General features: G+C 41.1%; 18 protein-coding genes. 11 read left to right on the plus strand and 7 right to left on the minus strand.

Annotated elements, in window-relative coordinates:
* The first annotated feature begins 3 nt into the window (after positions 1–3).
* The 11 genes from BUB03_RS03015 to BUB03_RS03065 all read left to right on the plus strand — a co-directional run bounded on the left by BUB03_RS03015 (position 4) and on the right by BUB03_RS03065 (position 6901).
* Positions 4–438 carry a hypothetical protein gene (locus tag BUB03_RS03015; RefSeq protein WP_002996007.1) on the plus strand — a complete coding sequence of 145 codons (435 nt, stop codon included), beginning with the start codon at positions 4–6 and terminating at the stop codon, positions 436–438.
* A 17-nt stretch (positions 439–455) separates the two neighbouring features.
* Complete coding sequence (locus tag BUB03_RS03020) at positions 456–740, plus strand: hypothetical protein (RefSeq protein ID WP_002996005.1); 285 nt, start codon at positions 456–458, stop codon at positions 738–740.
* Positions 727–2067: a conjugative transposon protein TraM gene (gene traM / locus BUB03_RS03025; protein WP_002996003.1), complete on the plus strand. Its 1341-nt coding sequence runs from the start codon at positions 727–729 to the stop codon at positions 2065–2067. Before BUB03_RS03020 ends, traM begins: the two co-directional genes overlap by 14 nt.
* A 23-nt stretch (positions 2068–2090) precedes the next feature.
* Positions 2091–2984 (plus strand): conjugative transposon protein TraN, encoded by an 894-nt coding sequence (gene traN, locus BUB03_RS03030; protein WP_002996001.1) that lies wholly within the window; start codon positions 2091–2093, stop codon positions 2982–2984.
* A gap of 27 nt (positions 2985–3011) precedes the next feature.
* Positions 3012–3572: a conjugal transfer protein TraO gene (locus tag BUB03_RS03035; RefSeq protein ID WP_002995999.1), complete on the plus strand. Its 561-nt coding sequence runs from the start codon at positions 3012–3014 to the stop codon at positions 3570–3572.
* A 13-nt stretch (positions 3573–3585) separates the two neighbouring features.
* Positions 3586–4035 (plus strand): DUF3872 domain-containing protein, encoded by a 450-nt coding sequence (locus BUB03_RS03040; protein WP_002995997.1) that lies wholly within the window; start codon positions 3586–3588, stop codon positions 4033–4035.
* 232 nt (positions 4036–4267) lie between these two features.
* Positions 4268–4804 carry a GNAT family N-acetyltransferase gene (locus BUB03_RS03045; protein ID WP_002995995.1) on the plus strand — a complete coding sequence of 179 codons (537 nt, stop codon included), beginning with the start codon at positions 4268–4270 and terminating at the stop codon, positions 4802–4804.
* A gap of 52 nt (positions 4805–4856) precedes the next feature.
* On the plus strand, positions 4857–5138 hold the full coding sequence (locus BUB03_RS03050; RefSeq protein ID WP_002995992.1) for a hypothetical protein: 282 nt from the start codon (positions 4857–4859) through the stop codon (positions 5136–5138).
* 174 nt (positions 5139–5312) lie between these two features.
* Positions 5313–5624, plus strand: a complete 312-nt coding sequence (locus BUB03_RS03055; RefSeq protein WP_002995989.1) for a helix-turn-helix domain-containing protein — start codon at positions 5313–5315, stop codon at positions 5622–5624.
* Between the two features lie 28 nt (positions 5625–5652).
* A complete protein-coding gene (locus tag BUB03_RS03060; protein WP_430827366.1) occupies positions 5653–5898 on the plus strand; it encodes a helix-turn-helix domain-containing protein in 246 nt (81 codons plus the stop codon).
* Between the two features lie 280 nt (positions 5899–6178).
* Complete coding sequence (locus BUB03_RS03065) at positions 6179–6901, plus strand: response regulator (RefSeq protein ID WP_002995984.1); 723 nt, start codon at positions 6179–6181, stop codon at positions 6899–6901.
* A 250-nt stretch (positions 6902–7151) separates the two neighbouring features.
* Here the strand turns inward: BUB03_RS03065 and BUB03_RS03070 are convergent, their stop codons facing one another.
* The 7 genes from BUB03_RS03070 to BUB03_RS03100 all read right to left on the minus strand — a co-directional run bounded on the left by BUB03_RS03070 (position 7152) and on the right by BUB03_RS03100 (position 12077).
* Positions 7152–7484, minus strand: a complete 333-nt coding sequence (locus BUB03_RS03070; RefSeq protein ID WP_002995980.1) for a hypothetical protein — start codon at positions 7482–7484, stop codon at positions 7152–7154.
* Positions 7485–7507: 23 nt separating this feature from the next.
* Positions 7508–7945 (minus strand): hypothetical protein, encoded by a 438-nt coding sequence (locus BUB03_RS03075; protein WP_002995976.1) that lies wholly within the window; start codon positions 7943–7945, stop codon positions 7508–7510.
* Positions 7946–7949: 4 nt separating this feature from the next.
* Positions 7950–8438 (minus strand): DUF1281 family ferredoxin-like fold protein, encoded by a 489-nt coding sequence (locus BUB03_RS03080; protein ID WP_002995973.1) that lies wholly within the window; start codon positions 8436–8438, stop codon positions 7950–7952.
* Between the two features lie 2 nt (positions 8439–8440).
* Positions 8441–8851 (minus strand): hypothetical protein, encoded by a 411-nt coding sequence (locus BUB03_RS03085; RefSeq protein ID WP_002995970.1) that lies wholly within the window; start codon positions 8849–8851, stop codon positions 8441–8443.
* 52 nt (positions 8852–8903) lie between these two features.
* Positions 8904–9977 (minus strand): DUF932 domain-containing protein, encoded by a 1074-nt coding sequence (locus BUB03_RS03090; protein WP_002995967.1) that lies wholly within the window; start codon positions 9975–9977, stop codon positions 8904–8906.
* Positions 9978–10019: 42 nt separating this feature from the next.
* Positions 10020–10412 carry a single-stranded DNA-binding protein gene (locus BUB03_RS03095; protein WP_002995963.1) on the minus strand — a complete coding sequence of 131 codons (393 nt, stop codon included), beginning with the start codon at positions 10410–10412 and terminating at the stop codon, positions 10020–10022.
* A 414-nt stretch (positions 10413–10826) separates the two neighbouring features.
* On the minus strand, positions 10827–12077 hold the full coding sequence (locus BUB03_RS03100) for a site-specific integrase (RefSeq protein WP_002995959.1): 1251 nt from the start codon (positions 12075–12077) through the stop codon (positions 10827–10829).
* Positions 12078–12173: the final 96 nt, after the last annotated feature.

The raw sequence follows: 12173 nt of genomic DNA on the forward strand, positions 1-12173 counted from the left end.
GATATGAAACAGTTACTTGATTTAGACGCATTCGCAAAAACGCTGACCGATAAAGGGTATGACGGTTATTTCCAAACGGAGGCAGCTTATGCCGACAAAATCAAAGACAGCATCAGCAGGTTTTTAGAGGCTTGTAAAAATGGGATGGATAAACCGATGTTGCCCAACATTATGATGCTGACAACTTACCTGCAATGGAATGGCGATGATAAGCCAAAGGTTGAATGCAATATGTGGGTAAAGTATGAAGACGGTCTTTTTGATGTACAGAAGATGAATATTGAAAGGATAGACCAATACGGGCAATTATTGAAACAATCCAAACTGACAGACCTCTCTACAAGCTCGGTTCCGACAAGGAAAGAAGCCATTGCCCAAGTGTCTGACAAACCTAAAGAACAGTTGTCTTCCCCGAAAAGGCGGTTTAAAATGCGATAACCGAAAATCATTAAAGTATGAAAAAATTAAGAGCAACTATGGACAGGTTTTTTGATAAGCTCGATGAGCGTTGGCGGGCTTTGCCAGTGCGCAAGCAGCATCAATACACGTTGTACTTTTTTGTGGGTTATCTCTTGCTTACGGCAGGGGTTATTGGCAAAGTAGTGTACGATACGGGCAAGCCGAATGATACCATCAACATCAGGCATATCGAGAACCCTGTCCTCAAAAGTAAAAATCCTGCAAGGTTGCAGGATAGTGTATCAACAATTTTAAAAAATCAGTTTTATGAAAGAAAATGAAAAAAGGGTCAGCATTCTCGTTGAGGAAGGCGACCAAAGTAAAGCATCCAATCTGCTGGATGATAAAAAGAACAGCAAAGACCGCCTTAAAAAGCCCTTGATATTCGGTTTGATGGCGATTGTCTTCTTAGGCTGTATGTACCTCATCTTTAAACCGTCAAAGGATAAAAAAGAGGTCGAAAACATCGGGCTGAACGATGCTGTTCCACAAGCTACCGGGGCAGGAATGCCCGACAGCAAAGGCAAAGCGTATGAGCAGGAAATGCTGGAACAAAAAGACCAGGAGAAACGCAATGCCCTTACCACGCTATCCGATTATTGGAATGAGGACAGCTCATCTGCCAACGCCAAGAGCGAAGAAGATTTTGTAGAAGAGGAAGAAAGCAACGGCTATGGCAGTGGCAGAAATTCGGGACGTTATGGCAATCCTGCCTTGAACAGCTACCGAAATACACAAAGCACGTTAGGCTCATTCTATAATAACGACAATGCAGAAACAATGGAACTCCGCAGGCAATTGGATGAGCTAAAAGAAAAACTGGCTGATAAAGATGTACCTAAAGCAACAACAGTAGATGACCAGCTTGCCCTGATGGAGAAATCCTATCAAATGGCTGCAAAATATCTTCCGCAAGGTAATAGCAGCAATGGAGAAGCCACACCCACAAACGGTACAGCTTCGGGAGCTTCGACTGCCAGCCAAAAAGAGCATTTTGTATCATTTACGCCCACAAGGAAAAACACCGTATCAGCCTTGTATCGTGAGCCAACAGACAGCGAATTTTTGAACGATTTAAACCAGACCAAAAACAGGGGCTTCTATACCGCAGGTTCTACTGAACAGGTGGTACAGCCGAAAAACAGCATCAAAGCCTGCGTACACGATGCACAAACCGTTGTTGGGGAAACGGGCGTAAGGCTTCGTTTATTAGAGCCTGCCAAAACGCCTAATCGTACCATTCCCAAAGGAACTATCGTAACGGCGAATGCCAAGTTTCAGGGCGGTCGTTTACAGCTAAAGGTTACTTCGGTAGAACTGGAGGGTAATATCATTCCCGTAGATATTACCATTTACGATTTGGACGGGCAGCAAGGCTTGTACGTTCCGTATTCGCCCGAAATGAACGCACTTACCGAAATGGCGGGCAATATGAGCCAGACAGGAGGAACGAGCGTGATGCTTACGCAGAATGCCGGACAACAGGTTGCTGCCGATTTAAGCAGAGGCATTGTACAAGGAATTTCGGGCTATTTCGCAAAGAAAGTACGTACACCAAAGGTTACGCTCAAAGCAGGGCATCAGGTCTTCCTTGTATCAAAACAATAATGTTAAACTAAAATAATTTTATAATGAAAAATCTTTTTAAAACACTTTGGGCATTTGCTCTGACTATCGGCTTAGCCGTAAATTCTTTTGCGCAGGACAGCATCAGAACTCCGCTTGCATTGGGCAAGATAGAACCATACAAAATGGAAGTAACCTACGATAAAACTTCGCACTTGATTTTCCCGACTGCCATTCGTTACGTGGATTTGGGAAGCGAATACCTGATTGCAGGTAAAGCCGAAGATGCGGAAAACGTACTACGAGTAAAAGCATCGGTAAGGAACTTTGAACCGGAAACGAATTTTTCAGTAATTACCAATGATGGACGTTTTTACAGTTTCAGTGTGTATTACAGTTCCTACCCTGAAGCAACAAGCTATGACCTGCTAACAATGCAAAAATCAGTAGATAGAACCAACGGAAACGATGTGCTTTTTGAAGAATTGGGCAACAATTCGCCCTCACTGGCAGGCTTGTTACTGGAAACCATTTACAAGAAAGACAAGCGCATTGTAAAGCATATCGGGGCTAAGAGTTTCGGCATTCAGTTTATCCTCAAAGGCATTTACATACACAACGGCAAATACTATTTCCATACCGAACTGCGTAACAAAACCAATGTTCCGTTTGAGATTGATTTTATCAATTTCAAAGTGGTGGATAAAAAGGTTGCCAAACGTACCGTAGTGCAGGAAATTCCTTTGACACCGCTTAGGACTTACAAACCATTGGACGGCATAAAAGGAAAATCTACCGAGCAAAATGTATTCCTCTTAGACCAATTTACCATTGCCGATGATAAGATACTTCTGATTGAGATTTTCGAGAAGAACGGCGGCAGGCATCAAACATTGCAGGTGGAAAATTCGGATTTAATCAAGGCTCGTTTGATTGACGATATGCACCTGAAATTTTAATAACCCATTTAAAACAACAGTAATAAAATGAAAAAGTATATCTATACCGTGATGCTCGTTTTAATGGGTATCACAACGACACAGGCACAGCGAATGCTGCCGAAACAGAAAGGGTTGGAAGTAAATGTTGGTGTGCTGTCCGATGATAAAATCGGCAACGATTATTATATCAATATCGGTATGACCGTGAACGGTAAGAACGGCAATTACCAGCTTTGGGCGTTGGAATATACGCACCAATACCACGATTATAAAGACCTCCGCATCCCGCAGGAAACTTTTACAGCCGAGGGCGGTTACAGCTTCTTCCTTTTGGGCGATGCCCGGAAGAACATCACGCTGAATGCCGGAATAACCGCCGTAGCAGGTTATGAAAGCATCAACCGTGGCGAACCGATGTTGTATGACGGAGCGAAGATATTGGACGAGGACAATTTCATTTACGGAGCTGGCGGACGACTGACCTTTGAAACGTACCTTTCTGACCGATTTGTATTAGTCCTGCAAGGGCGTACAAAAGTCTTTTGGGGTACGGATTTACGACAGTTCCGACCGTCGGCAGGTGTGGGATTAAGGTTTAACTTTTAAAACGTAAAAAACGATGATAGCAATATTCAATAAATTCAGAACAGGGCTACTGCCATTATATATATTCCTGGCAATCCTCACAGCTTCGGTTACGTTGGTATCTTGCAGCAAAGATGATGAACTCGAAATACAGAACAATTTTCCTTTCGAGGTCAATGTAATGCCAGTGCCTAAAGATGTTGCCAACGGACAAACCGTAGAAATACGCATTACCATACAGCGTACAGGCAATTACAGCAACACGCAGTATTTTCTTCGCTACTTCCAGTTTGATGGTCAGGGAACGTTGCAATACTACAATGAGCCGCCGTATCAGCCCAACGACCTGTACCAGTTACCAACGGAGCAGTTCAGGCTGTATTACACGTCAACGTCTGCCGTATCACAATCTTTTGATGTTTGGATTTCGGACAGCTTCGGGAACGAAAAGCAGATAACTTTTCAGTTTAACAGCAGCGATTAAGAGCAGTATTCCAATTCATAAATAACGGCTTATCTGATGGGTAAGCCGTTTTTAATTTTAAATTCGATAGTTGCTAAAGAAATAATTTCTTATCCTTGCAATAATGAAAAAGGGTATTATCCTTTCGGTTTACCAAATTTGAGTAAGTTATTATTTCCATAAACAATGAAAGCGGCTTGCCTTTTTGGGTAAGCCGTTTTCGCATTTTATAAAACTGCTGATTTTACAGACTATGGAAATAAAAATTAGAAAGGAAGAAAAGGAAGATTTCAAAAAAGTTTTTGAACTCATTCGCCTGGCTTTTGAAAACGAGGAATTGAGCGACCATAAAGAACAGTTCTTGGTGGAACGGTTACGCAATTCTGATGCGTTTGTCCCCGAATTATCACTTATTGCCGAAGTAGATAATCAAATTGCGGGATATATATTGCTCACAAAAATTAATATTGAAGACAAGGATAAAAACACTTACACCTCGCTTGCGTTAGCCCCTGTTGCTGTGTTGCCGAATTATCAGGGAAAAGGTATTGGCGGCAAACTCATACAAGCTGCCCACGATATAGCAAAAAAAATGGGCTTTGGCTCTGTGATGCTGTTAGGACACGAAAACTATTACCCTAAGTTTGGCTATAAGCTGACCAAAGAATTTGGGATAAAGCTGCCATTTGAAGTTCCTGAAGAAAACTGTATGGCAATAGAACTATCGCAAAATGCGCTGCAAAATGTAAGCGGTGTAGTTCGGTATCCGAAAGAGTTTGAAATTGAATAATGCCACGGATATTTTTCGTAAATTCAAACAGTGGAAATAAAGTATTTTTGGTATGGTTGCATCATTGGTAATAGGTATTATATTTTTGGTTGCAGGACTGGGACTTCGCTACTGGATTAACCGGAGAAAGTTTTACAGGCGCAGCCCTATGGGAGCAGAGGGCTTCTCATCTTATGAAAGTTCGGTTTTCATTAAATTCGTGGAAAGGGTCGGTAAATGGATAGCTTACGGGCTGATTATTTTCGGTCTGTTGTCGCTGTGGGTTTATTGGCGTGAGAAAAAAGAAAAACAACAACCTGAAGTAAAAATAGAACAACCTGCCGAACGCAGATAGTTATTACAGCATACATTTTTTAAGCAAATCGGATAGCCCAAAAGCTATCCGATTTTTTTATTTACGGCTTAGTAAATCGCCAAACGCTACCTCTCAAAGCCAAACCCTGCAACTTTCCCCAATGCCGTACTAAGCCTTTATAAATTCAACTTCCATAGCAAAATTGAGCAAACAATGGAAGTAATCGCAATACAAAAATCCGCACTGGACGGAATGAAGAATGAGCTGAAAGCACTTTTGGAACTTACCGAAAATGCCACGCAGAAATACACGCCAATTTTTGCGCAAGAGCAATGGCTCGATAACCAGGAAGTGTGTTTGATGATGAACATTACCAAGCGGACTTTGCAGACGTATAAGGACAAAGGGTTATTGCCTTATTCCAGACTGAACCGTAAAAATTATTATAAACGCTCGGATGTACAGGCTTTGCTCGAAGCCGGACAACCGTACAATACTGCCGAAAATGGATTTATTCACGAATGACAATGAAGAAATCATTGCCCATCAGGAAATGATAACACAGCTAAGAACCCGTATCGAAAGCATATTGAAAAACTACCGCCCTGTAATGAACGGAGAAATTTACCTTTCGGGCGAAGATGTGTGCAAGCTGCTCCATATCAGCAAACGCACTTTACAGCAGTACCGTGATGATAATATACTGCCGTATATACAAATAGGCGGTAAGATTATTTATAAGGAAAGCGATATCCTGACTATACTGGAGCAAAATTACATTTCACAAAAAATTGTTTGACTGTAATCTTTTTTGTATTATATGCTGTCAAAAAAGGACGAGTTTAGTATCTTTGTTGTCGAAAATATAGAAAATACTTAAAGTTGTTTTTGCTTTAAGTTCCGCATTAGAAACTGGTAATTTTTAAAACCCCGGAACGAATAAGTAAGAACGCTCACGTTATGGCGTGGGCGCTCGCTTATTTGGGGGTCAGGCGTACCAGTGCCTTAATGCCAGTAAGTGTGGTTGCCTGCGCCTCTTTTTTTTGCAGGTTCCACTAACTTGATAAACATTAAGAGTTATGGACGGCAAGGATATTTTTTACCCCGAATTTGACCACCCTGCTACGCAATTATCAGCGTTCTCTCTCTGCATTGATGTTTTTATCATATCCCTTAAAAACGGGGAAATTGTACATTTTAAACCTAACGAGATAGCACACTTTAAAGATTGGCTTGACCGTTTTAAAGTCAGGGACATTGAGGTCGATAAAGGAATACCTTACGTTACTCGAACTCCGAATTTATCTAAAGCTCCCAACGGATTTTTTAACCTCATCAAACTAAGCAAAAAGAAAATGAGCAAAGAACAAATAATAAAGGTAGGGATGATAGATGACCACGATATGCTTAGAAAGGGTATTTGTGATTTTCTAATGGGTTTCGGTTTTGAAATACTTTTTGAAGCCGAGAATGGAAAAATGGCAATGAAAAAAATGGAGGAAATCGAAGTTGTTCCCGATGTAATGGTTGTTGATATAAATATGCCGGTAATGAATGGTTTTGAAACCGCTAAAGCATTGAATGAAAAATATCCGCAAACCAAAGTCCTGGCTTTTAGCATTAATGATGATGTACAGGATGTAGTAAAGATGCTTCAGCGTGGCGTAAAAGGGTATATACTGAAAGGCGCAGACCCCGAAGAACTTAAAAAAGCCATAACCGTTATAAATGATGGAGGACATTATTTTAGTGCTGGCGTAGCCGAAATTGCAAAAGAATACTATAAACAGTTTCCGCAATAACAGGTTTCTTTGTTACTTTCTTTTCCGCAGAACTCACGAAAGAAAGTAATCCCCCAATAATAAATTATGGGATAATGAATATCCCAAGCAATAATGTCGCAACCTGTTTGGTAAAATGGAAAAGAAAGGATTTGTGTAAGGGCGCATTTTGCTAAAGGGGATTGCACCAATTTAAAGCAAAAAGACTGCCCAACCATCGGGAGGATCTGTCTTTTTGCCGCCCGACTTTTCGGGTCAGGCGGCTGCTATTTTAGCTTATGGTTTTTAAATACTCGTCATAACGTTCCGTTATATCCTTGCCTTTCCTGAACGTGTCTTTTGTGTAGCTGTAATGCTCTTCAAAGAACTTTACTTCTTTGGTGGTAAGGTCTATTAAATAGCGGTAGTCTGCGTTTATCCGCCTTTCATCCATTGTACAATGCTCCGTAAGCATTTCGAGTTCTTGCTCACTGTTGTCAAGGGATAACAAAGGCAAAAAAAGCCTTTCAACGATATATCCCTGTTCGGGTGCGCTGCTGCTGTCGGCAACGCAAATAAGAGATTTGCCGTTGCTCAATTTGATATGAAGATTTGAACGTGTCATAAATTGAAATTGGGGTTTATTGATTAAGCCGTTAATTGGATTAATGAAAATTCTTCCGTCCAAAATTCCTCGCTGGTGTGCTTGCCGTATGCTGTATAGTAGCCTGTACCGTTTGCACGCAATACAAGCCTGTAACAGTCCAATCGGTTTTCGGGTGCGGTAAACATTTCCTGCTCCCCCTCGTCAAGCTCCACAAATGCCCATTCTTTATCGTTTAGCATTTCTTCAATGTTCGGGGTATCGTCTTCGCCTGTGCAATAAAAATCTACTGCCGTATCATAGTAGTTCATTGAGCAGAAATAATGATTGCCCTCTAACGGCTTAACCAATGCAAGCCGTTTTGCCTGTTCCTGTTTCCATTCTTCGGATAGATGGATAATTGCAAACTCGCAATTATCCCATTCGCTATTGGTGTTGGCTTTAACCAAAATATGTGCTGTCGCTTTATCGGATAGTTTCATCGTTCTAAATTTTAATGGTGTTTAACTGATTTTCGATTTTACGTTCTAATAGAGTGTCGAGTATTTCCCATTCGCTGTCGTACTCCTTGCCCTCAAAATGGTAGGTGTCTGTTTCCTTGTCTAATTCGTAGCTGTCAAAATCTTCGTCTTCCAGATAAATATCTATGAGTAGCTTGTCAGAAAACATTGTCCTGCCATATACCAAACAACCTAATTCCTCATAATCCAATTGGAAATCTATGTTGTAATGCTCGGCTATCTGCTTAACTGCTTCCGCATTTGGCGACCATTTTGTTTGATAATTGAATATTCCCGTATCGCTTTCGTAAACCTCAAAGAAATATCCGCCGTTACTGTCGTCTATGAAATCGGGCAGTTGTCCGCAATTCTCTTTCCTTTCTCTTTCAGCCATTGATTTGAATAGCTGTGTTACCTGTTCGATTGCTTCAGGCTTCCCCTCGAAGACAACCGTATTGTTGCACCAATTTGGCATAATTATTTATCGTTTAAGGTTATTTTTAATAAAGGCTCACTTCCGAATATTAGGTGTATAGCCTGTTTTAGATTGGGTTTACAGTCCTCTGTCTGTGCATATTCGATAAGGCAGTGCATCGCAAATATTGCGTTGTATCCGTCAAAAAAATGGTCTGCAAACCAGCGTGGTTTTTTGAGAAGTTTGTCCTCGTTCTTCTCGATTATCCTGTGTGCATCCTGCACAAGCCTGTACCAAAATTCTGCGGTAAAAAAGCCCTTTTGATACCAACCCTCACGAATGGTAATTTCATTTTTCAGAAAGTATTCGCACTGCTTTTTTACGGCGTTCTGAATGTTCGCCATTTCTTCGGGGAATAGCCTGCAAAGCAATTCGCCTTTATCTAAGTTGTCCATTTTATGTAATGCTTTCATATTGTTGTTTTATAGTAGGCTACCACCATTTAAGGCGGTAGCCTGTTGTTATCTAATTAAGGTTTAGGATTTCCGCACCGTCCAAAGCAAATGCGGTACACAATTCAAATGCTTTCTGTGATTTGAGTTGGGCAGTACCACCCAATACAATGCTCTGTAATTTGGCTTCATCATCTTTGTAATTGCGTACATTCTGAAAGTAGCCTGTAACAGCGTTGTATGCTCCGAACAAAGTCCCTTTGGTCGTGTTCATCTGTTGTGCATCATCTGTCATAGCATATAGAAGCGCATTATCAACCACGTTTTTGAACACGGTGGAAACTTCATCGTCAGCCCCTTTGTTGATAAGGTCAAGTGTTTCTTTGTTCGGGCAAAGTGCCAACTGGATTAGCTTTCTTACTTCTCGGTCTGATACTTTTACCTTTGTCCAATTATTGAAAATGCCCTCTAATTGGTTGCTCAATGTGTTGGCAAGCCCCATAATCTTGTGGGCGTTCTCGATACGTTGTTTTGCTCCCGAAGTATGTTTGATACGGACTACATTGGTCATACTGCGTAGTGAGGCATTCAGCGTGTTTTGGCATACGATACGGATAGGCGTAAATGCTGCGGTAATACTTCCGCTACCATCGTGCGAAGTGGTTAGAAAAATGTACTTTTCCGTTACATCATCGCCATTGCCTACACGGATATAATCGGGCAGTTTGGCAGTGATAAAGATGCGTTCCCCTTTGCCCAATGCCCCTGCGGTTTCGTACAGGATACCTTCGCCACCACCTACAATAGCATCAAAAAAATTAAAGGCTTCCCGATTTTGTACAATGTGGTAATCCTTACCGACTACACCCAATACTGCATTGTTATCGGTGCGTATGTTAGCGAAATAGTTAGGTACTTCTAATTCGGTGCTACCTATTTCTATACCGTTGGCAGTTTCGATAATGCCCGAACCTTTGGTAAACAGTGGGGATTTTACGACATCGTAATCTAACCCTGCGTATTTGATAGCTTCCTCGCTCGTTGGGTATTGCTCTACGATTTGCCCCAAACCGTGCCACGCTTTTTGCTGTACTGAAAAGAAACTGTGCTTTCCTGTTTGCTCGTTGAAATGAATGTTATGTGCCATTTTGATAAATTTTGATGTTAAAAAATGATTGAATACTCGTTGTTAGAATGGGAGGTCGTCATCTGCTCCCTGTGCTGTAACCTTGTTGTTCTCGGCTTGTGCAGTAGCTTGTATGGTTTCGGCTCTCCTGCTACCTCCGTGCAGTTTGATTTGTGAGGTATGAAAGTTCAGCCCCGAATGTGCTTCGCCGTCTTTGCCTATCCACGCTCGTGTATTCACTCGCCCTGTGAGTTCTACCAATGTGCCTTTTGTCAGCAGTCTTGCCACGTTTGCAGATAGCCAGTAGGCACAATCGAAGTAGGTCGTTTGCTCTACACGCTCGCCTTGTTTGTTCTTGTAGCTTTCGTTGCTCGCTACCGAAAAGTTTACTACTTGCTTGTCGTTGTTAAGGGTTCTTACTTCCGCATCCCTTGTTAGTCGTCCGATGATGTTCATAATCGTTCTGTTTTAAAAGTTTGACATTTTGTTACGTTCGCTTTTCTCGCTTCCTGCTTCCTGTTGTGGTCTGCTCCGCTTCGCATAATATTTTCCAAAAGAAAAACCGGAAAAAAGAAAGCAGATAATCCAAGCGGGCAACAGCGATGACCAAGAAAAAAAATGATTTAATGGGGGTTCCTTTAGGGGGAAACCGTTCATTCGTTTTTTTTATTGGTGGGTGTGTGCGATGGCTGCCCGCTATAACTTAGCTGCCTTTTTACCGGTTGATTGTGGAAATTTTCTATTCCTAATTTTTATGTCAATTATGAACAGGCTTCAATAGTCTGAAACAAAGGAGGAGTAATAAAAAAGTATGGGCATAAAAAAAGCAGAACCGTTAAGTTCTGCTTCTTGTGGTTAGATAAAAGCGGATTAGATTGCCATCATAAATGCCTCTTCCATTGCTTTGAATTTCGGTGTAACCAAATCCATATCCTTGCTGATTTTTTGGCTTGTGATTTTAGCATAAATTTGTGTGGTGGAAATGTTTTTATGCCCCATCATTTTGCTAAGGCTTTCAAGCGGTACGCCCTCGGTCAGAAACATTGTTCCAAAAGTATGTCTTGCGGTGTGAAAGGTTACTTTTTGCTCCGTGATAATCTCTGCCTTTTCAACCAATTTACCTATGTGCGTATTGCAGGTTGCATTGGTAGGAACCGGAAAGATAAATTCATTCCTTGTTGTACCCTGATATTTCTCAATGATACGTTTAGGGATTTCCATTAACCGAACATTGGAAGCAACATCAGATTTCTTTCTCCGGCTGATAATCCATTGATGACCGTCAAAGAATGATTGAATATTGCTTCTTGTCAATTTCTTAATATCAGCGTAAGCCAATCCTGTAAAGCAACTGAAAATAAAAATATCTTTTACAAGTTCATATCTTTTATGCGGAACCTGACACATCATCAGCTTTTCAACGTCTTCTTTCAGTATGTACCCTCTGTCGGTTTCTTCCATACTTATTTCGTAATCCTCAAAAGGATTATCACGTATCAGCCCTTTTTTGATAGCCAGTTCAGCCAAAGCAATAACAGGCATTGTGTAAATCCAAACCGTGTTATGGGCGCATTGCTTATCGTAGCGGAGGTAAAAGTCAAACTCACGGATAAAATCTGCCGTCAGTTCCCGAAATGCCATATCTTCCCTGTGATAACGCTCTTTTATAAATTCCGTAAGATGATTGTAAACAGTGATGTATTTGTTGTAAGTTCCTTGTGAACGCTCCTCTTTATCAACCAATCTTTTAAATTCAACATTCTGGTCGTTAAAAACTTTCAATATGGCATCATCCATTACACCAACACCGAGAAAAGAGAGCTTTACTTTTTGGGCAGTTGCAAAGCCCTCGTGCTTCAGCATATCTTCATAAATCTTGTCGATACGTCCCCGTATATTGTCCAGCTTTTGGTTGATGCTCAAAGCTGTGGCACTTTTGCCCTGAACCCGTCCGTGTTTTAAATCCCAACTATTAGGGTTAATTTCTAACTTTGTCCCGAAAGTTTTCGGTGTTCCATCAATGGTAATACGTGCCATAACCGGGGCATTACCGTTCTTTTTCAGTTCGTTCTTTTTCAAATAGAAAAGCAGTTTGAACGTCGATTTTTTTGTCTGCTCCATAACTCAAATGTTTAACGTTTAAAATTAAATTACATTGAGTTACAAGGGAATATAAAAAAGGGTGCAAAAGACTGAAATATAATCAGTTAAGCTATA

The organism is Chryseobacterium oranimense, from assembly GCF_900129755.1.
In the GTDB taxonomy this organism is placed as follows: Bacteria; Bacteroidota; Bacteroidia; order Flavobacteriales; family Weeksellaceae; genus Chryseobacterium; species Chryseobacterium oranimense.